Here is a 23291-nt window from a genome sequence, read left to right as displayed (position 1 = left end):
CTGTGCGACAATCAAGAACACAGGCTACGACTAATATGGCACGGAAATGACAAAAATGAAAGGGACACAGTGCGCGGATTGATAGTGGACTACGCCGGGGTGCTCGACGGCACCGATGAAGACCAGCGACGTTGGCGGAATCTCCTGGCGGCGGCCAAGAAGAACGGGGTGGGCACCGCGATACTGAGCAATGATCCCGGCGGCCCCGGCGCCGACCCGATCCGGGAGTTCGAGACATCCGGCATCGTGGACAGGGTGCTGCTTTCCGGTGAGATGGATTCGGAGAAGCCCGACGTGGAGGCATTCCAGGCCGCCGCCGACGCCATCGAGCTGCCCATGCGCGACTGCGTGCTCGTCGACGATTCGATCCTCAACATCCGCGCCGCCGTCGAGTCGGGCCTGGTCGGAGTCTACTATCAGCAGTTCGACCGTGCGGTCGTGGAGATCACCGGCCTGTTCGGGCTCGAGGGGGAGTTCTAAGCCGTGCGCGTCTACATTCCCGCTACCTTCGGCATGCTCCGCGAACTCAATGACAACCGCGTGGTCACCGCCCGCTCTGGGTGGGGCTTCGCGGTCACGCCCGCACTCAATGAGTTCTATACGGCGGGAGATGAGGAGGAGATCGCCCACGCGGCCTTCCAGGATGCCGCGGAGGCGTCGATCCGCCTACTGGCCATCGGTGATGAGGCGGAGTTTCCCTACCGCCGTGTGGTGATATCAGCCGATATCGATGACGCCCGCGTCACCCTCGCCTCCGAGAATGGCGAATCCGTGGTCGGAATCGTTCCGGCCCGGATCGATCTGGAGGACGTCGCGGCGATCCATATTGATGTGGAGGCCTCGGAGGCGGATACCAAAAAGGCCATCGGGGTTATCGATGAATCCGATCTGGGCCAGGAGGACGCCGAGCTGGTGGTCGGCGATGCCCAGGATAACTTCATGGCGTGGTATGACCCGAATGAGCTGCCGTTCCTGGTCGAGCTGCTCTAGCCTGATCTGCAGCCAGGTCCCTTCGGGCATGCCGAGGCCCCCGGTCCACGGAGCTGTGCCCAGGGGAACTTTCTCAGGCGGGGACGTCGAATAGTCCACCGTAGTCCTGCGGGGGCTCGGTGCCGCTCCGCTCCCTGGCTCTTGTCCTGGCACGGGCACCTCCGGATTCCGACTGGGCGGCGGTCTCATTGAACACCACCCCGGAACCATCCGCCGGATAGTGGCCGACCCTCCCGGTCCCCGGGTCCGTGTCCATGTAGCCCTTGTTGTTCCGACCGGTTCGGGAATCATCGTTGTTCTTGTGGTCCCCGAAGCACATTCCGGCGAGATTGCCGATATCCGTGCGTCCGCCGTGGGACCAGGGGATCAGGTGGTGGACTTCACAGTTGATCATCGGTTGTGAACAACCGGGGTGGGTGCATACCAGTTCCGCCGCCTGGAGGGCGATGCGCTGCTCCAGGGAGGCGGACCGTCTGGTCCTGCCGAGGTGGAGTGGCCTGCCGCTGTGGGAGTCCAGTACGGCCCCGAAGTCGTATTTCGCCGCACCCAGGTTGAGGATCTCGAAGGGGGTGAGCCTGACTCCGGTGTTGGTGGGGTAGCGGTGCCCCGCGCCATTCGGCTCCAGGTCGGTTACATCATCGACGCTCATGGAGACGACGATCGAACCGATGCCGTGACGGCCACGGCTCAGGAGGCCGGAGTTGCTCAGTCCGAGGATGTGGCTGAGGGCATCAACCCTGCGCTGACCCATCGTCCGGGTGTCCTCGTCGGGCAGGACATCTACGAGATCTCCGCGCTTGGCCAGCGGTGCCAGTGCCGCGTGCAGCATCGCGGCGGCGTCCGCGGGAAGGTAGGCGGTGAGGCGAACTCCTCCGTCGCTGTCCTGACCGGCGATGTGGAGAAATCTCTTGCGCATCGCCGCGAAGGGATCCGGGGTGGTTTTGTTTGCTTTGGTCACCGCAGTGCGGACCCACCTGCGGAGATCCTCCGCGCTGCGGTCCGCGGCCTCCGCGGTGGCGGCGGCCAGGAGCTCCTGCCTGGTCGGTGTTGTTCCACGGTTAAGGTTGGACAGCTCTCTGTTGATGATGGCCAGCTTCTCCGCGCTCAGCGCGTTCTCCCTGGAGTTCTTCAGGGCCTGGCGGCGCTTTTCCTCCGCCTCCCTCTCGCGGGCCTCGCGGGCCTCCTTTTCTTCCTTCTCCCGGGCTTCCCGCTCCTCCCTATCATCGGGAACCTCGGTCTCCGGAGTCCCCGGGTCCTCCGGCTGTGGGTCGGGATACAGCTCCCTGGCCAGTTCCGCCCTGCGGAAGGCCTCGGCCCGGGAGAGCCCGAAAGTTCTGATCAGAAAATCAATATGGCTGCCGCCGCCGACGAGAACACCGGCATTTGCCAGCTCCGCGGCACGGGCCACCGCGGCATCGAGGAGTATTTTGGTATTGAAAATCTTCTCAAGGCTGATCAGTGCCGCAATGTTGGGTATAAGAACCTCCGACGAGGGGGCGGAGGTGAAGGCATCAACTATGTCACTCATGGCCGCCCCGATGGCCTCCACCTGTCCGGCAATGCTGCTTTGCATGATCCCCCCTCCCCAGGATAACCGCCACATCACTTGTTAGCTCCAATTCTAACCGCTAATGTGTTCGATCGCAATAGCGGATCAGAAATCGGCATAAATCCTGTTCAGGACTGCTACAGCAGAGAAAACGAATATAGAACACAGGTGATGTTTCTAAAGATCCCAGGCGTCATTGCTGCGCAATGCGACCAGCAGGGTCCTCACCGCCTCCACCCGCCGTGCGCTCGCACCGGTCAGCGTGTCCAGGGCGCATCCCGGGTCGGCGGGCGGACCAAGATGGGAACAGCCACGCGGGCAGTTCTCGGCAGCGCTGGCCAGGTCCTCGAAGACCCCGACCACGGTATCGGCATCGACATGGGCCAGCCCGAAAGAGCGGATCCCGGGGGTGTCGATGATCCATCCCCCCTCGATCGGAAGCGCCACCGACTGCGTGGAGGTGTGCCGTCCCTTGCCCACGCCGGAGACAACCCCGGTCTCGCGGTCCGCATCCGGTACCAGCCGGTTGACCAGTGTGGACTTGCCCACACCGGAATGCCCGATAAGCGCCGTGATGTGGCCGCGGACCACGTCGAGCACCGGCTCCAGCGGATCATCGATCCCGCAGACGACCACCGGGACCTCGAGGGCCTCGAACTCCGCTGCGAACTCGCTGGGATCGGCGAGGTCGGATTTTGTCAGACACAGGATGGGCTGGAGATGGCCGACGAATGCTGCGATAAGCGCCCGCTCCACGAAACCGGCGCGTGGCGGCGGATCGGCCACCGCGGAAACGATGAGGAGCTGGTCAGCGTTGGCCACGACGATCCGCTCGTAGGGATCCGTGTCATCGGCGGTACGCCGCAGCACGCTGGTGCGTTCCTCGAGCTTCACTATGCGCGCCAGCGTGCCCTCCTTGCCGGAGGTGTCTCCGACGACGCCGACCCGGTCACCGACCTCGATGGGGGTCCGACCCAGTTCGCGCGCACGCATGGTGATGATCGCGTCGCTGCGCCCATCCAGGACCACCCCCCAGCGGCCCCTGTCCTTAGTCACCACCATGCCGAACTCCGCGTCCGCATGGTCGGGACGGTCCTTGGTCCTGGGTCTGCTTCCTCTTCCCGGGCGAACCCTGACGTCGGATTCGTCCCATTGCCGCCTAGCCAACCATGTCCTCCCAGAGTTTTTCAAAACCGGGGAAGGTCTTCGAGGTCGTCTGTACGTCCTCGACCTCGACGCCGTCCACGGCCAGGCCGAGGATCGCACCCGCGGTGGCCATGCGGTGGTCGGCGTAGGAACGCCACACCCCTCCGTGGAGGGTGGCCGGGGTGATGCGCAGGCCGTCGTCAAGCTCTGTGCAGCGGCCGCCGAGCCGGTTGATCTCGGTGGTCAGTGCCTCGAGTCGGTTCGTTTCGTGTCCGCGCAGATGGGAGATCCCGGTGAGCACGGATTCGGTGGAGGCCAGCGCGGCGAGCGCGGCCACCGTCGGGGTCAGCTCGCCGATATCGGACATGTCGAGCTGGATTCCCTGCAACACGTTGGGCCCGGTGACCGCGAGATCGTGCGAGCGTCCCGTGTCGATCAGCTCGATGGCGCATCCCATCCGCTCCAGGATGGACCGGATGGCGTCCCCGGGCTGGGTGGTGTTGATCGGCCAGTCCGGAACGGTCACAGTGCCTCCGGTGACGGCGGCCGTGGCCAGGAACGGAGTGGCATTCGACAGATCCGGTTCGATGCGCCAGTGGTGTCCGTGGATGGGTCCGGGATGGACCCTCCACTCGTTCTCCGAGGTCTCCACCAGCACTCCGGATTCGCGCAGCATGTCCACGGTCATCTCGATGTGCGGCATGCTGGGCAGCCGCCCGCCGGTGTGCCTGACTGTGACACCCCTCCGGAACCGGGGGGCGGAGAGTAGCAGACCCGAGACGAACTGCGAGGAACCGGAGGCATCGATCTCCACCACCCCGCCGTCGGGGGTGTCCTCCGTGTTCACGGTGAAGGGAAGGGAATCATTGTCCACCTCCACTCCGAGCGAACGCAGGGCATCCAGGATCCCCGACATCGGCCGCAGGCGGGCCTGCGGATCCCCGTCGAAGTACACCGGGCCGTCCGCGAATGCGGCTACCGGCGGCAGGAACCGCATCACCGTGCCGGCGAGGCCGCAGAAGACACTTCCCGAGCGCAGTGTCCCCGGTTCAACCGCGTATTCGTCCACCGACAGCTCCCTGATCACCACACCCATTCCACGCAACCCCTCGGCCATGAGATCGGTATCGCGGCTGCGCAGGACATTGGAGATCCTCGAGGGCTGATCGGACAGCGCCGCGAGGATCAGTGCACGGTTGGTTATCGATTTTGAACCTGGGATGGGCTGCTTCCACACGATGGGTCGGTGCGCGCGCGGAGCATTCCACTTGGGCAAGGGGCTAGGCGAATCGGTCACACGTACCATAATAGAGGTATGTGCGGACGCTTCGTTCTCTTTACCACCGGCGAGATGCTTATCGACGCCGCGGAAAGCTTCACCCGACGCCCGGTGGGCGCGCCCGAGGGCACGCCCGGTCCCAGGTACAACCTGGCACCCACCCAGACGGTGCCGATGGTGCATGTGGCGGGGGAGAAGGGGGAGAAGGGGGAAGCCCTGCTGGAGCCGGCGCGCTGGGGGCTGCTGCCGAATTGGAAGAAGGACGACAGCGGACCCCCGCTGTTCAACGCGCGCTCCGAGACCGTGGCCGCGAAACCCTCCTTCCGCGATGCCTTCAAGCGCCAGCGGTGCATCATCCCGATGGACGGCTACTACGAATGGCATGAGAAGAAGCCCTATTTCGTCTCCCTCGGCGGCGAACTGATGTGGGCGGCCGGGCTGTGGGCCACCGGGGCGCAGCGGATCTCCGCGACCATCCTCACCACCGCAGCGGCCGAGCCCATCGAGTGGCTGCACGACCGGATGCCACGATTTCTCGAACGTGGGGAGGCCGCGGCCTGGCTCGGCGGGAGCGTCGAGGAGGCGACCGCGCTGCTGCACCCGGTCGGGCCGCAGTGGCGCGCCGGGCTGGTGACACGACCCGTGGGCGCCGCGGTGGGCAACGTCCGCAATGACTACGCGGAGCTTCTGGATTAGACACAGCCCACAGCGGTGCTATCCCCCCCATCCTCCCCGGACACGGTGTGGCACGGGGAGGATCACGGTCCCTGATTCATTCGGCGAGCAAGTAATCATTGCTGCCCCGTGGGCAGTGTCCATAGCATGCACAGTTGTTGGCAACATGACAGCTTCATCTTGGAGAGCTGCTCGTGGCCGGGTTCGTTGTCCATCGCTTTCTTTGCGCACCCTCCCGTGGTGCCGGGTTCCCCCACGGGCAGGATTCTCCCGAAAGGAACAACGCGATGGACATCGCATTCTTAATCCCCGGCACTTACGAGGAGCGGGACCCGGAGAAAGGACTCGACGACCTCCTGGATGTCTTCGAATTCGGCGAGGATCTGGGCTTCCGGGGCGGATGGGTCCGGCAGCGCCACCTCGAGCACGCGGTGTCGAACGCCCTCTCATTTCTGGCCGCGGCCTCGCAGCGGACCTCCCGAATCGAGCTGGGCACCGGTGTCATCCAGATCGGATATGAAAACCCCTTCCTGCTCGCATCCAATGCGGCGCTGGTGGATGCACTGTCGAAGCGGCGTCTGCAACTGGGGGTCAGCGGTGGTGTCCCGGCCCGCTATGATCTCCTGGGTCCGGAGGTGTTCGGGAACAACCCGCCCCGTCCCGAGGAGCTCGGATACGACAAGATCGGGCAGCTCCAGTCACTGCTGGTCGGGGACTACGTGGGGGAGCGGCCCACCGAGATCGAGGCACCGGGAACCATCCAGATAGCGCGGATCCAGCCACCGCACGCCACTCTTCCGGACAGGCTCTGGCAGGGTGGCAGTTCGCGGGGATCGGCTGCCTTCGCAGCCGCCCACGGTCTGAACTTCACCACCGGAAACATCGTTGCAGGCGACGGGATCCACGGTTTTGAGGAGGCACAGAGCGCCGTCCTGGACGTCTACGAGCAGGGTCTGCCCGAGGGGGCGCGGACGCGGGTGGCACTTGGCCGGGTCATCGTCCCCACCGACAGTGCCACCACGGAGTCCCGCGAGAAGTACGCGGCGCTGCTGGCCAGCCGCCTTGAACGCACACTCGGCCCCCACGGTGAGCGCGACATCAACTTCCAACCGGATCTGATCGGCTCGGCCGAGGAGATCGTGGAGCGGCTGCTCACCGACCCCGCGCTGTCGCGTGCGAGTGAGCTCCGCCTGGAGCTGCCCTATGAGTTCACCCTCGACGAATACCGACAGGTGCTCGCCGACTTCGTGGAGAAGGTGGTTCCGCTGGCCCGTGATGCGGGCCTGGACCTGGTCGTCTCGGAGTAGGAGGTGGTCAGCCCCGTGGCAGCAGCTCGAAGGATGCGGATTCGAGCAGGTCGCCTGCCACGGCATCGGCGCGCTGGAAACCACGGGCACCGGTCCCCGGACGGGAGAAGGGGGCATCCGGCCCACCGCCCGCGACCAGCGGACCGAAGATGAACAGACGGTGGTTGACGGAACCGTCGCCGCGGATGGCGTGCCCGCTGGCATCGGAGCGGAAACGGGCGGGACCGTCGCCGTCCTCGATCGAGATGTCGCCGGAGGCGACCAGCCTCCGCAGCAGCCCGTCTGTCACGTTGGCGGCGTAGCCGGGGGCGAGGTGGGCGTCGATAAGCGTTGTCGTGGATACGATGCGCCGCGCCCCCGTCGCCGTTGATGTGGCGTGAAAGCCCTCGCCGTCGGCGGTGACGCCCACACCCGGTCCGAGGAAGCGGAGGAGACCTGCGCGCCGCAGTGCCTGCAGCTGTTCGACCCTCAGCGGGGGCGGGCCGCTGGCGTTATAGGAAAACAGCCCGTGGAGGCGCCGATCCAGGCGTTCACCGCGCACCCGCGAGACCACCCTGCCCGCGGCGTACAGGGAGCTGAGCCGGAGGAACATGGGCATGAGGGTCTGTCGGAGCGCGAGATCCGGGGACTGCCCGGGATCGCGGCTGCGCTCGAGCCGGGTGGAGATATAGGCGTCGATCAGGGATTCGGTCTCGGAATGGTCCGCGGCCGTCACCGTGGCGAAGGGACGGTCGAGCCCTGCGAGGTCAAAGTGGTCGCCCACGTCGGGGACGGCGACCGAGATCGCATCCCGGACGTCGGCATCCGCGGCGGGACCCCGACCGCCGAGCTCCGGTGGCAGAAGCTGCGCGAGTGTCCTCTCAACCTCGGCCCAGTCCGCGCGGGTGCGCTCGGGATGGGCGACCCACAGCTGCCGGTAGTGCGACGTCCGGAGGTTCCAGTCCACGATGGGCAGAATGCGGGAATCGTAGTCGAGGGGACCGGGGCCGAAGCGATCCAGCGACTGATCGTCGAGGTACCGGGGCGGACCCGCGTGCACCTCCACCTCGTAACCGAGTTTCGGCTGGTAGGGAACACCGCGCCGGGATCCGGCCCAGAGGATCGGTTCCCGGCCACCTGGAACATAGGACAGCAGCCCTGCTGAATCCCGGACGTAGCGCCCGCCACGACCCTCGAACAGCAGGACCATGGCATCGATGAACGCGAGTCCGAGGCCGCGGACGATGGCGGGTTTTCCCGCGGGTACGACGGAAAGATCAAGGTCGGCGGTAAAACCGGGCGGCACGTAGATCAGGCCCGAATTTTCAGCGGCGGCGCGCAGGGGAGCCCGGTCACCGGCGTCGGCGACATCGAGGTGCCCCTGTGAGAGGATGGCCGTCGATGCACTGAGCACCGTGCCGTTGTCCAGCCGGACCAGCTGGTGGTCTCCGGCGTCGCTGACCCCGGTGGCCGTTGCGCGGTGCTCGATGACCGTCACCGGTTCCGGCAGGTCCGCGAGCTGGCGGACGGCCTCCTCGAAGGCCCACCTCAGGTACAGCGACTGCATCCTTCGCGAGGGGAAGGTGCGGCCGGTGAACCCCTCCGCCTCAGGGTCCAGCCCCGCCTCCCGGATGGCGGCGCGTCCGGCTCCATGGACCCACTGATCCACCCGCGGACCGGGGGAGACGGGGCCGTCCATGTCCACGGAGTCGTCGGCGAAGATGGTCACATCCTCAGCACGGGAGTTCATCCACAGCAGTCCGGACTGCTCGCGGCGCCAGATCCGGCCACCTCCGGCGGGATGCGGGTCGACCACGTGGATGGTGTTCAGCGCGCCCGGGAACTCTCCACCACGGGCCGCGAGACGCAGCAGGATCCCCGTGGTGCGTGGCCCGCCGCCGACGAAGGCGATGTCACGACCGCCCTCCTCATTCCTCATTGCGGATTCCCCTTTCTGTCGCTGTCCCGATCACTGTTCCGGTAACTGTCTCCGGAGATCTCGAGTTATCCGGCGAACTGGTTGGCCGCGACGGGCCGCAGTCCCAGTCGGTCCCGGAAGGTGATCCCCGCTGCATGGCTTCCATAGGCGCCGGCGCTGTCGACGATCTCGGCGATCAGAGAGTCGGTGTTTTTGCCGAGCGCGGTCGGGCGGAGGTGGACTCCCGGCGAACCTGTGCGGAACAGCCCGCCGACCTCGGTGGTGAACCAGTCATGATCAGCTGTCTCCGGAATGCTGAGACCGGGCAGGACCGGGACCCGCCGCCCCGTGGCATCGACGGCTTCGTGCACCGGGGCGAGCGTCCCGTCCACATCCCCGCCGGGTTCGACGGGCACGATGATCACATCGGCCAGTCGTGCCGCCGCGCGCACCGCCTCCGGGTCCGTCGCGGTGATGAACACCGGCGGATTGCCCTGCGGAGGCCGGGGCACGATTGACGGCCCCTTAACCGAGTACTCCCGTCCGACGCTGTCGGTGATCCGTGCATCGATGACATGGACCCTGTCTCGGTCCAGGAAACGGGAGGTGCGCGGGTCGCGGATCTCCGCATCCTGATCCCAGGAATCCCACAGCGCACGGACAACCTCGATGACCCGGGCGGTCTCGGCCCAGGCCGCATCGGGTGCCGCCGCGTGTCGACGCCCGATGGTGCGCGCCTCCACCTCCGTCAGGGAGGGCACCGGCGCCCACGCCGCCCGGCCACGGCCCGTGTAGTCGAGGGTCGCGGTGGCCGTGGCAATGTGAAAGGGTTCGGTGGGCGTCGTGGTCACAGTGGGAACGAGCCCGATCTGCCTGGTCTGGGTGCTGATGAAGGCGGCCGTGGTCAGGGCGTCGAACTCCGTGCGTCCCGCCGCGTTTCCCAGGCTGTCGGAGAAGGTGAGAGAATCGATGCCCGAGGCATCGAGCTTCTGGGCCGCGCTGAGCTGGGCCGGGATGATGTCGGAGGCGGCGATCCCCGGGGTGGGGTCGAGGCTGACACCGATCAGGAAGGTGCTCATGCGTTGGCCCCCACCTTCACGCTGGAGTTTCCGGTCGACTGCCCGTCGGCCCGCGCCGCTGCGCGGTGCTCGCTCCAGCTCCGGGCCGGACGGTGATCGGGGAGACCGAGGTTCTCCCGCAGTGTGGAGCCGGGGTAGGTGTCGCGGTAGACCCCGCGGTCCTGCAGCTTCGGCACCACCAGATCGACGAACTCATCCAGACCGCCGGGGGTGATCGGGGAGACGAGGATGAATCCGTCCGCGGCGCGCTCCTGGACGAAGCTGGTGATCTCATCGGCGATCCGCGAGGCAGTACCGACGAAACCACCGTGCCCCGTCTGGTTGATCACCAGGTCATGGATGGACCAGGAATTGGCCGTCGCCTGCTCGCGCAGCCCGGCTACTATCTCGTGGGGATCCTGCTGCCGACGTGCGACACCGCGGGTCGGTGCCACGCTGTCCACCACGGGCTCGATGTCGGGCAGCGGTCCGTCGGGATCGTAGGAGGACAGGTCCGTTCCCCAGAACTGCTCAATGAAGGAGATGGCCCCCGGTGCCGCTGACCTGCTGGCGACGAACGAATGCATCCTTCTCCCGCGCCTCGGCCTCGGAGTCCGCGAGGGTGACCGTCACCGCGGGGAGGATCCTGAGATTGCCCTCGGTGCGGCCGTAGGCGGGGAGACGGCGTTTGACGTCGGTGTAGAACCTCCTGCCCTCATCAAGCGTGCCGTGTCTGCTGAAGATCACATCGGCGGAACCCGCGGCGAAGTCCCGGCCGGAGGGGGAATCGCCGGCCTGGATAATCACGGGATGACCCTGGGGGCCGCGGGGCACCGAGAAGGTGGCCTCCACATCGAAGAACTCCGAATCATAGCGGATCGTCTCATCGGTGCCGGCCTCCCACAGCTGCCGTGCCAGGTCGATGAACTCCTCCGCGCGGGCATAGCGTTGCGGGTACTCCAGGTAGGTGCCACGGCGGAAGTTCGCCCCGGCGAAGGTGTGCGAGGTGACCACGTTCCACGCGGCCCTGCCCCCGGATACCGCATCCACCGTGGTCAGCTGCTTGGCCAGCTCATAGGGTTCGTTGAAGGTGGAGCTCAGGGTTCCGGCCAGTCCGATGTCTTCGGTGACCCCGGCGAGGGCGGCGAGTACCGTCAGCGTGTTCGGCCGTCCGACGACATCGAGGTCCAGAATCTCGCCGCGGTGCTCGCGCAGACGTAGCCCCTCGGCGAGGAAGAAGAAATCGAACAGACCACGCTCCGCCGTGCGTGCGAGGTGTTCGAAGGAGGAGAAATCGATGTGGCTCCCGGAGTCCGGGTCCGACCACACCGTGGTGTTGTTGACTCCGGGGAAGTGCGCGGCCAGGTGGACCTCGCGTGGTGGTGTGCTCATGGTGGAATCCCTTTCTCGAGTCGTACCCGGAGAGTCTAGGAACCCCGGAGGGTGCGCAGATAGCGTTCCATCGTGGGTGAATCTAAGGGTTCCCCCGGTGATGGTTCCTTCCCGTGAGGCAATAATCCCTGACCAGTGCGTGCGGCCTTGATCCGGGTGAAACGGGCCCGCATCACCTTTTCCGCCAGTGGCTCCCCCTTGTACATTGGCCCGGTATCCCCGTCACCGTTCGTGCCGAGCGCCGTTGTGGACCACGGCCCGTGCCGATCAACAGAAGGAAACGTATCCCATGACCTCCTCCGCAGCCTCCGCGCACATCGACGACCATCCCGACCACCCTCTCGACGCCACAGAGCGCAGAGCCCTGCGCGATGAGGCCCTGGAGCTGCTCAGGAAGCTGGTCCGCAACGCCTGCGTCAATGACCTCACCCCGGATTCGGGGCAGGAGGAGAGAAACGCAGACACCCTGGAGGAGTACTTCGCGGGGGCCCCGGTGAGCATCAGGAGGCTGGAGCCGCGACCGGGGCGCACGTCGATCATCGTCACCGTCGAGGGTGAGGATCCGGAGGCCGAGCCCCTCACCTTCCTCGGCCACACCGACGTGGTTCCCGTCGATGAGCCCAGGTGGACCACGGAACCCTTCGGCGCGGAGGTGATCGATGGAAAGATCTACGGCCGGGGAACACAGGACATGCTGGGAATCACCGCCTCGATGGCGGTGGTCACCCGGCGGATCGCGGAGAGCCCGCGGCGGCCGAAGGGGACCCTGACCTTCGTGGGGGTCGCTGATGAGGAGGCGCGAGGCGGACTGGGGGCGAAGTGGCTGTCAGAGGAGCATCCCGGAGAGTTCAGCTGGCGCAACGCCGTCGGTGAGCGCGGCGGTGCCCATATCCGTCCCGCGGACGGGACGGACCATGTCACCGTCACCATCGGGGAGAAGGGGGCCGCGCAGCGTCGCCTGCATGTGACGGGCGATGCCGGCCACGGATCCCAGCCCTACGGGGTCACCAGCTCCATCCGGAGGATCGGAGTGGTGGCGCAGCGCATCAGCGACGCCACCCCGCCGGTCTCTCAGGACGGTGTCTGGGAGAATTTTGTCAGGGTGTTCGACTTCGATGGGGCCACCCTTGCGGCGCTGGCGGAGGGCAGCCCGAACGCCTATGAGGCTTTCGGTGACCTCGCCGGCTATGCCTACGCCATTTCCCACCTGACCGTGTCACCGACGGTGGTCAGGGCGGGAGAGGCCATCAATGTATTCCCGAGCAGCGCCCATCTGGATCTGGACATCCGCACCCTGCCGGGACAGACCGACGATGACGTCGATGCCTACCTTCGCGGAGTTCTCGGCGACATCGCGGAGGAGGTGCGCATTGAAAGACTGATCTCCGAACCCGCTTCCCTCAGCCCGACCGGCACACCGGTGTTCGAGGCGATCACGGAGACAATCGCGGAGTTCTTCCCCGAGTCGACCGTACTGCCCATCATCTCCGGCGGCGGCACGGATCTGCGTTTCGCTCGCAGGCTCGGCGGGGTTGGCTACGGATTCGCGCTCAATCACCGTGACCGCACCTTCGCGCATGAGAGCCTGCGTGGCCACGGCCACGATGAGCATCTCCATCTCGAGGATCTCGAACTGACCGTCGCCGCCTACCTCCGACTCACCGAGCGGGTGCTGCTGAGTGGGCGGACCCGACGCGGCTTCTAGTACGCCACGGTGAAACGCCGGCGGTGGTGGGTGGGCACGTCCGCCTCGGTGATCACCGCATCCGCGAGATCCGCGCCGGACAGGGCGGAAACCCCCGCGGCGTCGCGCAGCACCACGTCACCTCCGATGCGGTAGATTCCGGTGTGCTCACCGGGGTTGAATGATCCGAAGGATTCCGCCGGGCTGACGAAGAACCAGTCCAGCCGCGGATCCGTTTCCTTCAGCAGTTCAAGAACGCCGGCAAGCTCCCCCGCCTCGGGTTTGGCCGCATCGGGGAAACCCTCGGAATCGATGAGAAGCGGGCCGTCCTCACTGACGCGGAGCGAACCGGCTCCCCCGATGACGCCGAGACGCACCGAGTTTTCCACGGCATGGGTGGCCAGCGCATCGATGATGCCGCGCAGCCGACCGGGACCCTCAAGCGCTCCGCGCGGTGAGAGCGCGGAGATCACCACGTCGGTGCCGCGGGTGGCGTCGATAAGCGTCTGGTCATCGCGGACGTCGGCGCTGCGGTAGGTGACGCCGTCAATCTGCTCCCCGGGAAGCGTCCTGCTGATCGAGATGACGGTGTGGCCGCGGTCGTGGGCTTCTTTTAGCAGGTGCGACCCTGCGTAGCCGGTGCCGCCGATGATGGTGATGGTGGACATGCTCAACTCCTTGTAAATGTTCCTTGTCTGCACCGCAACTGTAGTCTCGGCCAGGAGGCGGGGATACGCATTGCATTCACGGTGGAAGGACCTGCTTGTCGACGCCCGCACCGCGGAGGCGGTCGGAATGATGCTGGGTTTGTAGTGCTGCTTTAAGCGGTAGCTAATCTTGAGGCTGAGTCCAGCCCGCGAGTTCCATCAGATCATCGACATCTAAGCGCTGCGACTGCGAGGCTCGACCGAGATCATCGAAGATCACTCCTTCCGACTCCAGAACCTGCTGCTGGGTCAAGTCGCGATACTCCTGACTCAACCACCGGAATCCGTCGGACGTCTTACCATCTCGTCGTAGTACCCGGTATGCATTCTGGGCAGTTGTGTTTGCAATGTAGTTTCCCACCGGCTGGGCAGCTGTTCCGATCACAGAAGCAAGGTCGCCGTAACTGGTCCATCGCCCCGTTGGAAGTGCGGAGAGAACCTGTCGTAGCTTGTTCCAGAGCGGATTGTCGTCCGCAGGCACAGGGGTGGTGCTGTTGGGTCCCGGCCAGCGCTCGATGATTAGAGCTGCGAGCATCTGACCTCGAGCTTTGATTTGTTCCGGTCCCCATACATCCTGGTCTGAAATAGACCGGCTCAACCGTAAGCCCGAGGACTTCAATTCGGAAGCCTTCCAATCGAAGCTCTTATTGGACAATGTGGAGTTGTAACCAGTGAGAGTTAGGTTTCCCAGGGTGTGAACGAGTGACTCTTGTAGCTCATCGATGTCATCATTCGGATACAAGGTGTCGAGCTGTCTCCGCCAGTCGGTGTTGAGCGTCTGGGGCATGACATGCTCTATTGAGAGTGAGCTGGTATCAATCGGTTCAAGTGACCCAAACTCTTCCTCCAACCATTCGAGGAAGATTTTTCGGTGATTTCGTCTGCCCTGCAGAAAGTACGGAGCGTAAAGAACGGATTCCACCACCTTTTCGTCGCTGTAGAAGTGCCTGCGTCCGGTAGAAAGCCACTCGGATAGGAAAAGATCAAGGTCTCGCGAATCGCTCTGCTGTGAAACGCTGGTCGCCGCTTCTCTGAACAGCCGGTTGAGGCCCTGGCTTGCGCGGCCCGCGAGAAAGCGACGAACCACGTAGGATTCGATCACGTGGAGTGCCCTTGCTGTGGACTCTTGGCCCGCAGTGTCCGAGGCACGGCGGCTTAGGACACCAAGAACAGCTGGTTGGGTTACCTGCATTCCCCATTGCTTTAGTCTGTTGAGTCTGAATCGGACTCTCGGATCCTCCTCCTCCTCTGGGTGTAAAACCAGGTTGTAGAGCTTTGCGAGGCGAAAGAAGCGGCCAACCTCTTCTTCGACATCTTTTTCGGAAGTCAAAGACTCCAACCGCCGCTGCTGATATAAAAAAGTGTCACCGATTTTCGCAGTGGGATGATAGGCGGCTAGGTCGATCCAAAAGAGATTCTCCAGTTCATCATTGGTGAGCAAATTCTGTAGGGGTTTCCAGTAGCGGCGATATACATCGTCGCCTCGTTGCGGCAGGCGCATGAAGATGTAGTTCCTCAAGAGATCACCTTGCGTGAGCTTGAGTCCCGTGTTGTTCAAAGACTGAAAAATCCGGTGCACATTGTCATCTCTGTGCGTGCTGATGGAAACAAGAGCTAATCCTGAAACCACTGCTTCCTGAAGTGCCTCCACATCGTGACGACTATCAGGGTCGTCAAGCGACTCCAATTGTGAGCTGAAGAATCGATAGGCGGTACCTATAGCGTCCTCGCCTGCCTGGTCATTGTTTCCGGAGATAATCGCACTGTACGATTCTCTATCTTGTTGGGTTGGAACCAACTTTAAATAGGCGGAGCCCTTCTTGAACTTATTAACCAGGTAGCTCTCTTGGATCTCTTCATCGCCGAACCCGTCGGGCTCGGTTCGATGCAGATAATCCCGTATCGCTGCGAGAAGGATTGTCAACGTGGTCAGTCGTTGCTGTCCGTCCACTACGAGATGTGAGGTAACACTGCCGGCGATAGCAGCAGGGGTGGGAGCCAAAACGAGAGATCCAATGAAGTGACTTGCTTGGGGGTCTTCTAGGCGCGACTCAGCTAACTCGGTGATGTCATCCCACAGCGCTTTGAGTTGGCTGGTTCCCCACTGGTAGGGCCTTTGGTAAAGAGGGACCACAAACTGGATTGCTCCAGCAAGTAGATCTCGAAGCGTTGTCTCCTGTGCGGCGACCATGACTAAAAAGCTCCCTTTGTACAGAATGTGGTGGCATCGTGCTGACTTCCCAAGCTCAAGTGGGAACTACTCGATAATAGAACCAAAAACCAACAGAGGGGCTGCCTGACTGGAGTAGCTTGGCAGCAAATCGGGATGAAGGTCTACTTCTTGGCTCATAGGCGCAGAGACACTGACGTCAATCCCAAACTAATTCTGACTGCTTGTAGCCGGATGCAATCAACACCAACTGAACTCATTTGACGCGTGGCTCGGAAGTGGGGAGACTGCTGGGAATAGATTGACAGTCTGATCACAAGCGAGCCGTTTTCCAACCGCCCGCTTGTGGGGGTTGAAAGAGCATTGAATCTGAGCCCCGTCCTAAAATGGCGAGGACTGGGTATCTTTGGCATCCTGCACACCCCCGTGTCCACCCCCGGGTTTATGCTCAGATCCGTCAGCCTTCGGGCAGCGATTCAGATAAATTCTTCCTTGAATGACAGGAGCAGGTGCATGATCAACCGGTAGTTGGTCACGGTTGAGGTCCTTTCAGGTTCCCACACGACCGAGTTGTCGTGCGGTACCTGAAAGCATGGGGTTTGGCGGCGTTGAGCGCTTCACGAAGCTCACCATCGTGCTTCACGATGATCACCACGCCGCTTCAAACTACGCGTCCCCAACACATGTTACTGAGGATTGCTGCTTTCGGCGTTATCTTCGTTCCTAAAAAGGGGGAGGCCGGGAAGTGCGGAGTCATGCAGGCGATTTCGTTCTGCGAGATTGCTTAAACATCTGTTCGAAGGTGAAAGGTGGATGTCTTTATTCGGTGGTATTCATGTCTTATGACGACTGAGATCTCACGAGAAGAGTTCAAGCTCTTCACCACCGGCCCCGTTACTTTAGCTATCGGTACATCCACTGGCGTTTCTATGTGGGCGATTACCTCCCATTCCGACACCGAGCAGCTTTCGCGCCAGGCGATTGGAACAGGCCTTTCCAGGCTTGCGCGCGTTGTCCAGATTCCCAGTGATGACGCAGTTTCTCTCTACATCGAACCGAGCACTTCGCCGTCTAAGGCCCAAGCTTTCGATGGTTCGGCTGGCGAAACTGAAGCGTCGCGGGCGCAAGCACTCCTTGTGGCTCAAGCACTCGCGGAGTCCTGGAGATCAGCAATGCAGGACATATCTGAGCAACTCGGCGACCTTCCCCAAGATTCAGTGAAGGATCTCGGGAGGCTCGATATCGTGGGGCGACCATTCCTCAATGAATTAGTCGCCAGACGACGTCGAGCAACTGACGCGGATATTGAAGAGCTCAGGAAGGTCGAAGAGGTCACTGAATCTCTTCGAAAGCAGGTCGAGTTTGGGGTTGCCGGATTCATTGAAGACGTGCCTCAGGATCTTTCGGGGAAAGTCAATGAAGCCACCGACGTCGGTGGGTGGGCGACGAACCTCACATTGCTCGTGGCCGCTCAAGAGTGTCTCTCGACCGATGTGCTTGCGGAGGCAATTGGAATGGCGGAATCGGAGAGTATCGACGTTCGTCGTGCCATGGACTATTCGGCCATGATGATGGATCAGCGTCGAGAGAATGTGTTGTTGGCGGCGACTCTCCGTGAGGCGATGGATGCCTTAGAAAACTGGCGGCCGGACGGAATTGCGGAAAAACTCAATGCGCGTTCCCTCTCGAAGAAAATCGAGGCCATACGCCGAGCCGCCGTGCCATTTATCGTCAGGTTCAGTCCTGATCTATTGTCGCCCAGCGAATACATGGTCTCTGCAGGAGCGGGTTTTAGCGCCGACCGTGAGGCCGAGACAATTGATGTTGACGCCCTTGCCAGTGCACTGGGCGATGGATTTACACGCGCACTGCCAGAAGCTAAAAGGCGTGTTGATGAACTGAGGAGCACGTATCCTCGTGACAACGCTGAGAGCTTGGCTGTGCGTCTATTTCGCCATTTTGTGGATTCCGCAAACGTGAATGGAGAGGGTAGTAGTGGATTTGAAGGTGATCTCATTAATGCTGTTGCGGAGTATGCGATGGCTCTCGCTATCGTTCGTGACGTGCCGGTGGGCGACCCAGATAAGCGGAAAGGCCAGGCTCGCAGGCTTGCCAATGAGGTGAAGGGCGTCGTCCTAATCAATGAGTTCAAAGACAACCCGTTAATGCAGAAAGCGCTGGTTCAGGTCCAGTCCATCGTGGTGCAATGGGTTGTCACGGTGGTTGCCAAAAAGAAGATGGGGGCAAAGGGTTTACTCATCTTTCCGCTGAGCAAATTGATCCGTGCACTGCTCAAGGACTTTGATGATGAGATATTCATCAACACCGCGGCTTCTGCTGTCAGCAAGAGCATCCTCAAGCTATTAGCGCTAGCTGTGGATCGAGAGTTCCGCTAGGAATCCCTGCCGCAGACCTATGGATTCAGCCCCTCGGGGTCGCGCCGCCGTGAATCATCTATTCATCGGACACGGCTTCCAGGTTCTCGGAGGGGAGCTTCCTGGCCCTGCCCTCCATCCATGCCACCACATCAAAGATTCGCAGGTCAGGGACGATATCCGAGAGCTGTGTCTCCTGCCGGAGTACGTCGATCCGGTTGGAGATTTCGGGTCGATTCATGGACTCACGGATGAAATTGAGGTGGCCACCCTTTACTGTTCCGAGTACCTGGGACACCACGCTGTCGTAGATCGGGTAGAGCAGGGGCCTCTTCCGGGCGATGAGCTTCGATGCCCGGGTCCAGCCCACGCCGGGAATCGTCGAGGTGAGGAAGTTCTCCAGCCTCCATGCCGCAAAGTTCTCACTGCTGAGAGGCTCCGAATAGTCCGCGAGTGTGCGGTCGGTGGGAATGGTTTCCAGATAGTTCTGGATGGTCGAGCGGTGATCAAACAGGAGTTGTACCGCCGAACTGCCGTTGATGGGAGTGGAAAGCAGACTCAGCGACAACAGGTCATCCGCTGTGATGATATTCGGCGAGCTTGAAAGCTGGCCCGATGGATCAAAGCCATCGAAGTATGCGCCCGAGTAGCGTGGGGGAACCGCATCGGGGAGACGGAATCGCTCGCCGTAGTACTCCCGCAGGTAGCTGGCTGCCGTATCCACATCATCGGTGCTGAGAGCCTGGGGTAGCGTATGGCCGGACATTGTGGTCCTCTTTCGTCTGACAGCGGATGGACTGATGAAAACAGTAACACCGGCGTCGACTGCGGGGCCGGCTTTCGGGTGAGCATGGTGCCGTGGATTCCGGGGCGGACTCCGAGGCGGTGGCGGGTGCGGAAAATGCCCGACACCATTGGTTTCGCACGTGCTGCACACCCCCGTGTCCACCCCTGGGTTTATGCTCAGAACCGTCAGCCTTCAGGCAGCAATTCAGATAACTCTTTCCTTGAATGACAGGAGCACCCGCCGTGCCATCACCTTCCTTTGCGGTCATCGATCTTGAGACCACGGGCTTCCGTCCCAGTGACCGGGTGGTGGAGATCGGGGTTGTCCAACTCGATGCTCAGGCGAGGGTTGAAGGGCGGTGGGAAACGCTCGTGCAGCCCCAGCGGGATATCCCCAACGCCCGCATCCACGGGATCAGTGCGGGTGATGTGGTGCGGGCGCCACTGTTCGGCCAGATTGCCGCGGAACTTGCCGGGCTCCTCGAGGGCAGGGTGCTCATCGCCCACAACGCTTCGTTTGACATGGGCTTTCTCGCCCGCGAGTTCTCCAGGCTCGGTGTCACCGTTGATTTCAGTTCGCATCATGTGTGCACGATGCGCCTGTCCTCGGCGCTGCTTCCCGGATCTCCCCGGAAGCTGTCGGAGTGTCTTGAGGTGATCGCCGATGACAATGAGGCACCGCACACCGCACTGGCGGATGCGGAGGCCACCGCGCGCCTCTTCCGGTATCTGCTCGCCCTGCCGGGTGATTACCGGATCCCGGATCCGCTGCCCGGTGCTGGGGAGTTGGCGGCGGTGGGCGTCGAAAGGCGGCACCCTCCGGTGCCTCGGGGTGCCGGCCGGGAGGAGCCGGGGGAGTGGCTGGGCAGGATCAGCGCCAATCTGCCCGGTACCGGTGACGCGGACCGTGATGCCTACCGGTCCCTGTTGTCCACGGCGCTGACAGACAATTCACTGAGTGCCACGGAGGTGGACTACCTGGTCGCCTGTGCCGATGAGCTGGGCATGAACCGGGATGACGTGGCTGAGGAGCATGAATCCTATTTGCGCCAGATGGCGGTGGAGGCCTGGGCCGACGGCATCGTCACCGATGCGGAGCGGAGCCTGATCAATGAGGTGGCCCGGGCGCTCGGTGTGCCCGGGGGAGCCATTGACGCGCTGCTCAGTGAACCCGTCGACGGACGCGGGCTCACCCGCATCGTGCTGCGGCCCGGGAACCGTGTCACCTTCACCGGCGCCACCGAGCTGCCCAGGGAGGTGTGGGAGAAGCGGGCACGGCAGGCGGGCCTGGACGTTGGTGGTGTGATTCGGGCATCGGTACTGCTGGTCGCCGCGGATCCGGATTCCCGCAGCGGAAAGGCGAGGCGCGCCATGGAACTCGGGGTCCCGGTGATCTCCGAACTGGAGTTTGCCCGGATGATCCGGGAGCTTGAGGGCGCGGTGAATCCCACGGAGAACACCGGTGACGCCGGCACCGCATCGGAGGTCATCCCGGCCGCGGTGGAGACCGAACTCCTTGAGGTCTTCCCCTGGCTGGCCGAACTCAGCGAGGAGGCGACGGGCCCGCAGTCCATCGCACGGGAATGGATCGAGAACTATTCCGAGGTACCGCTGCATACCATTTCGCCCCGCCTGACCGAGGAGTTCGTGCCTGAGAACCTGGATACCCGCCGGGCTCCCATCCGACTCTGGATCGAGTTGCATCCCCAGCCGTTGACCGCCTCGGTGCAGGCACTCAGTGACATTCGCGGGGTGGGAAAACGTCGCCTCGCCGAGATCGTCCAGCAGGTTGCGCTCGCCGCCCTCGACGCGGTGGAGGCCACCACCTCCGCGGAGGATGGAGCCGAGATGTTCGTCGAGCTCATCGACTATGACGTGCCCGAAACCGACGTGGATCGGATCCCGGAGGATCTGCTCACCCTGTGGCGGTGGATGGCACTTAACGGTACGGAACCCGACTTCGACGGTGCCCCGGAATCCGTGCACACCGCCTGGGAGCGGGCCCGTGCGCTGCCGGAGCTCACCCGTCCGCTGCACGACCTGGTGGATCAGGCGACCGCTGAGATTATCGCTCTGGGCTCCGGTGATCAACGCCATGCGCTGATCGTGGAGAAACGCCTGCTCGGTGACGCCACCCTGGAACAGCTCGGGGAACTTGCGGGGGTGACCAGGGAACGCATACGCCAATTGGAAAAGCCCGTCCGTGCGCGGGCCGCGGACCCGGGCCCGGCCTGCGCGATGCTGCTGGCTGTCCTGCACCGCCGGTACTCCCCGTGTGCGCGCACCGAGCGCATCCTTGCAGAGCTTCCCGAGCTCGGCCTTGCCGCGCCCTTTGCGGGTCATACGGTTCTCACCGCGTTGACCCGGCTGAGCGGTGGGTATGAGATCGACGGGCCCTGGTGGCAGCGGCGCGACCTCGACACCACGATCGATGCCCTGCTGGCAGAGGCCGCGGACGTCCACGGGATCGTTGATCCGGCCGGGGTTGCCCGGGCCCTGGGCGTGGATGAGGATCTCCTCCTTGATCGCCTGGAGTCCCCGGTTACCCGCGGGACCATCCTCCACCGAGGCAGGCTGCTCACGGCCACCGGCAGCTACGGTGACCGAGCCGCGGCGATCATGTATCTTGAGGGCGAACCGATGGATTCCGATGAACTGCTACGCCACATGCAGGGAGGAAATCCCCGATCCATGTCCAATGCCCTGTCCACCGACGGGCGATTCACTCGCAATGCGCTGAACACATGGTCGCTGGCGGAATGGGGGTTGGAGGAGTTCACCACCATTCCCGAGCACATCGCCAGGCGGATCGACGCCAACGGCGGCGCCTATCCGCTGCAGGAACTCCTCCGGGAATCGGAGGCCCTGAAGGTGTCCGAGAGTTCCATCCGGACATTTGTCGCATCCCCGGAGTTCACGGTCACCGACGGTCTGGTCACCTGGGCGGAGGAACCCGCGGTCAACAATGCCACCGCCGAGGAAACCCGGGCACTGTACTGGCGTGACGGCGCATGGCAGTTGCTGGTCACTGTGAACAGGGATCACCTGCGCGGCTCCGGACTCGCCATCCCCCGTGGCGTCGCTGCCCTGTTGGAGGTGCCGTTCCTGGGTAAGGTGCACCTGCCGAGTGCTCTCGGCGAGCAGACCATCGGTCTGGGGCGCACCAACGCGACATGTTCCGCCATCCGGCGTTTCCTGCAGCTCCTCGACGCCCGGGAGGGCGACCGCATCTGGCTGCGCTTCGACACCTCCGGATTCGAAGTGACACCGGCACATCCCTACGGAGTCACCGACTCCGCCGGCCCGGCCGAGGTGCTCCTGAACACCATCGCCTTCGACGACCGCTGCGAACCCGCCGGCGACGTTCTCGCCGTGCTCAACTCGGCTCTCGGCCTGAGCCCGGACGCACCGATGCGCCGGACGATGTCGCGTCTGCGCCACCGCGGCGAGGATGAGCTCATCGATCTCGTCCACTCGATCAGTCAGGCGTGGGTGCCGGGCAGATCGGATTCACCGATGGCAGGAACCGCCGCCCGGGCAGTCACCGAACCTGATCCCCATCCCTGGAACCTCAACGACATCATCTCCGAGCGCCACGGACGCAGCGCCGCCATTGTCCTCCACCATGGTGACGGTGGCCTCTGAGTGGCCACATTCATTGCCATCGGGACCGCACCTGTGCTGGAATCAATTAACCTGACCGCATAGAAGTTTGCATACCACCTCGAAGCCTCTCCAAAGGAGAATCATGACCACCCCACACAACGGTTCGCAGGATCCCCTGAACGATCCCTACAGCAATCCCTTCGCCCAACCGGCTGAAGGCTACCCCTTCGCCAGTGGCAGCGAGACCCCTCCGGCGGCACCGCAGCACCAGCAGCAGACACCCTTCCCTCCGCAGCAGGTGCCCTTTCCGCAACAGCAGCAGGTGCGCTTCCCGCAGCCGGCACCGTTCGAACAGCAGCAGACGGCCTTTCCCCAAACCCAGTACGCCATGGGCGGCGGACAGGCCCCCGCGCAGCAGAAGTCCGTTGTTGTCGCAGCGCTGCTCGCCTTCTTCCTGGGAACCCTCGGCGTGCACAACTTCTACCTGGGATACACCGGGCGCGGAGTCGCCCAGCTCGCACTGACCGTGGTGGGATGGATCACGGCGGTCTTCCTCGTCGGATTCGTTCTCCTTTTCGCCGTCGGTGTGTGGGTATTGGTGGATCTGATCATGATCATCGCCCGCACCGGCACCTACAGCGTTGACGCGCAGGGAGTTCCCCTGCAGTAG

General features: G+C 63.4%; 17 protein-coding genes and 1 pseudogene. 9 read left to right on the top strand and 9 right to left on the bottom strand.

Annotated features, from left to right (window positions below; all coding sequences use genetic code 11):
- The first annotated feature begins 69 nt into the window (after positions 1–69).
- Both B7E02_RS11475 and B7E02_RS11470 read left to right on the top strand, forming a co-directional pair.
- Positions 70–480, top strand: a complete 411-nt coding sequence (locus B7E02_RS11475; protein WP_080796190.1) for an HAD family hydrolase — start codon at positions 70–72, stop codon at positions 478–480.
- 3 nt (positions 481–483) lie between these two features.
- Positions 484–990: a DUF6912 family protein gene (locus B7E02_RS11470; protein ID WP_080796188.1), complete on the top strand. Its 507-nt coding sequence runs from the start codon at positions 484–486 to the stop codon at positions 988–990.
- A gap of 73 nt (positions 991–1063) precedes the next feature.
- On the opposite strand, the gene B7E02_RS11465 is transcribed toward B7E02_RS11470, so the two are convergent.
- From B7E02_RS11465 to aroA, 3 genes are all read right to left on the bottom strand, one after another.
- Positions 1064–2563, bottom strand: coding sequence for an HNH endonuclease signature motif containing protein (locus B7E02_RS11465; protein ID WP_179129718.1), 1500 nt, complete (start codon positions 2561–2563; stop codon positions 1064–1066).
- 153 nt (positions 2564–2716) lie between these two features.
- Complete coding sequence (gene rsgA, locus B7E02_RS11460) at positions 2717–3706, bottom strand: ribosome small subunit-dependent GTPase A (protein WP_080796184.1); 990 nt, start codon at positions 3704–3706, stop codon at positions 2717–2719.
- Positions 3699–4991 carry a 3-phosphoshikimate 1-carboxyvinyltransferase gene (aroA, locus tag B7E02_RS11455; protein WP_080796183.1) on the bottom strand — a complete coding sequence of 431 codons (1293 nt, stop codon included), beginning with the start codon at positions 4989–4991 and terminating at the stop codon, positions 3699–3701. Before aroA ends, rsgA begins: the two co-directional genes overlap by 8 nt.
- A 9-nt stretch (positions 4992–5000) precedes the next feature.
- On the opposite strand from aroA, the gene B7E02_RS11450 reads away from it, so the two are divergent.
- Positions 5001–5660, top strand: coding sequence for an SOS response-associated peptidase (locus tag B7E02_RS11450; protein ID WP_080796181.1), 660 nt, complete (start codon positions 5001–5003; stop codon positions 5658–5660).
- Between the two features lie 266 nt (positions 5661–5926).
- The gene (locus B7E02_RS11445; RefSeq protein WP_080796179.1) at positions 5927–6946 is read left to right on the top strand and encodes an LLM class flavin-dependent oxidoreductase; all 1020 of its coding nucleotides are present in this window, start codon (positions 5927–5929) and stop codon (positions 6944–6946) included.
- A gap of 7 nt (positions 6947–6953) precedes the next feature.
- Here the strand turns inward: B7E02_RS11445 and B7E02_RS11440 are convergent, their stop codons facing one another.
- From B7E02_RS11440 to B7E02_RS11430, 3 genes and pseudogenes are all read right to left on the bottom strand, one after another.
- Entirely contained in the window at positions 6954–8864 is a 1911-nt protein-coding gene (locus tag B7E02_RS11440) for an FAD/NAD(P)-binding protein (RefSeq protein ID WP_080796178.1), read from the bottom strand.
- 65 nt (positions 8865–8929) lie between these two features.
- Positions 8930–9922 (bottom strand): LLM class flavin-dependent oxidoreductase, encoded by a 993-nt coding sequence (locus B7E02_RS11435; protein ID WP_080796176.1) that lies wholly within the window; start codon positions 9920–9922, stop codon positions 8930–8932.
- Positions 9919–11293 (bottom strand): annotated as a pseudogene (locus tag B7E02_RS11430) (NtaA/DmoA family FMN-dependent monooxygenase). The gene B7E02_RS11435 and the pseudogene B7E02_RS11430 overlap by 4 nt, the downstream one beginning before the upstream one ends.
- Positions 11294–11582: 289 nt before the next feature.
- Here B7E02_RS11430 and B7E02_RS11425 point away from each other — a divergent pair.
- Positions 11583–12998 (top strand): M20/M25/M40 family metallo-hydrolase, encoded by a 1416-nt coding sequence (locus B7E02_RS11425; protein ID WP_080796175.1) that lies wholly within the window; start codon positions 11583–11585, stop codon positions 12996–12998.
- Here B7E02_RS11425 and B7E02_RS11420 read toward each other — a convergent pair.
- Positions 12995–13645: an NAD(P)-dependent oxidoreductase gene (locus tag B7E02_RS11420; protein WP_080796173.1), complete on the bottom strand. Its 651-nt coding sequence runs from the start codon at positions 13643–13645 to the stop codon at positions 12995–12997. The genes B7E02_RS11425 and B7E02_RS11420 overlap by 4 nt on opposite strands.
- A gap of 16 nt (positions 13646–13661) precedes the next feature.
- On the opposite strand from B7E02_RS11420, the gene B7E02_RS14810 reads away from it, so the two are divergent.
- Positions 13662–13790 (top strand): hypothetical protein, encoded by a 129-nt coding sequence (locus tag B7E02_RS14810; protein WP_281248241.1) that lies wholly within the window; start codon positions 13662–13664, stop codon positions 13788–13790.
- Between the two features lie 18 nt (positions 13791–13808).
- On the opposite strand, the gene B7E02_RS11415 is transcribed toward B7E02_RS14810, so the two are convergent.
- A complete protein-coding gene (locus B7E02_RS11415; protein WP_080796172.1) occupies positions 13809–15875 on the bottom strand; it encodes a GmrSD restriction endonuclease domain-containing protein in 2067 nt (688 codons plus the stop codon).
- Between the two features lie 821 nt (positions 15876–16696).
- Here B7E02_RS11415 and B7E02_RS11410 point away from each other — a divergent pair.
- On the top strand, positions 16697–18250 hold the full coding sequence (locus B7E02_RS11410; RefSeq protein ID WP_080796170.1) for a hypothetical protein: 1554 nt from the start codon (positions 16697–16699) through the stop codon (positions 18248–18250).
- Positions 18251–18308: 58 nt separating this feature from the next.
- On the opposite strand, the gene B7E02_RS11405 is transcribed toward B7E02_RS11410, so the two are convergent.
- The gene (locus B7E02_RS11405; RefSeq protein WP_080796168.1) at positions 18309–18995 is read right to left on the bottom strand and encodes a DUF6308 family protein; all 687 of its coding nucleotides are present in this window, start codon (positions 18993–18995) and stop codon (positions 18309–18311) included.
- Between the two features lie 263 nt (positions 18996–19258).
- On the opposite strand from B7E02_RS11405, the gene B7E02_RS11400 reads away from it, so the two are divergent.
- A complete protein-coding gene (locus B7E02_RS11400) occupies positions 19259–22660 on the top strand; it encodes an exonuclease domain-containing protein (protein ID WP_179129717.1) in 3402 nt (1133 codons plus the stop codon).
- A 103-nt stretch (positions 22661–22763) separates the two neighbouring features.
- Complete coding sequence (locus tag B7E02_RS11395) at positions 22764–23291, top strand: TM2 domain-containing protein (protein ID WP_080796165.1); 528 nt, start codon at positions 22764–22766, stop codon at positions 23289–23291.

The organism is Corynebacterium pacaense (assembly GCF_900169525.1).
Lineage (GTDB): Bacteria > Actinomycetota > Actinomycetes > Mycobacteriales > Mycobacteriaceae > Corynebacterium > Corynebacterium pacaense.
This window is presented reverse-complemented; position numbering and strand designations above follow the sequence as displayed.

Bases quoted from the DNA above. Each gene is read 5' to 3' on its own strand.
- B7E02_RS11465 (WP_179129718.1), bottom strand. From the start codon at position 2,563: ATGCAAAGCAGCATTGCCGGACAGGTGGAGGCCATCGGGGCGGCCATG.
- aroA (WP_080796183.1), bottom strand. From the start codon at position 4,991: ATGGTACGTGTGACCGATTCGCCTAGCCCCTTGCCCAAGTGGAATGCT.
- B7E02_RS11450 (WP_080796181.1), top strand. From the start codon at position 5,001: ATGTGCGGACGCTTCGTTCTCTTTACCACCGGCGAGATGCTTATCGAC.
- B7E02_RS11445 (WP_080796179.1), top strand. From the start codon at position 5,927: ATGGACATCGCATTCTTAATCCCCGGCACTTACGAGGAGCGGGACCCG.
- B7E02_RS11440 (WP_080796178.1), bottom strand. From the start codon at position 8,864: ATGAGGAATGAGGAGGGCGGTCGTGACATCGCCTTCGTCGGCGGCGGG.
- B7E02_RS11435 (WP_080796176.1), bottom strand. From the start codon at position 9,922: ATGAGCACCTTCCTGATCGGTGTCAGCCTCGACCCCACCCCGGGGATC.
- B7E02_RS11425 (WP_080796175.1), top strand. From the start codon at position 11,583: ATGACCTCCTCCGCAGCCTCCGCGCACATCGACGACCATCCCGACCAC.
- B7E02_RS11420 (WP_080796173.1), bottom strand. From the start codon at position 13,645: ATGTCCACCATCACCATCATCGGCGGCACCGGCTACGCAGGGTCGCAC.
- B7E02_RS14810 (WP_281248241.1), top strand. From the start codon at position 13,662: ATGTTCCTTGTCTGCACCGCAACTGTAGTCTCGGCCAGGAGGCGGGGA.
- B7E02_RS11415 (WP_080796172.1), bottom strand. From the start codon at position 15,875: ATGGTCGCCGCACAGGAGACAACGCTTCGAGATCTACTTGCTGGAGCA.
- B7E02_RS11410 (WP_080796170.1), top strand. From the start codon at position 16,697: ATGACGACTGAGATCTCACGAGAAGAGTTCAAGCTCTTCACCACCGGC.
- B7E02_RS11405 (WP_080796168.1), bottom strand. From the start codon at position 18,995: ATGTCCGGCCATACGCTACCCCAGGCTCTCAGCACCGATGATGTGGAT.
- B7E02_RS11395 (WP_080796165.1), top strand. From the start codon at position 22,764: ATGACCACCCCACACAACGGTTCGCAGGATCCCCTGAACGATCCCTAC.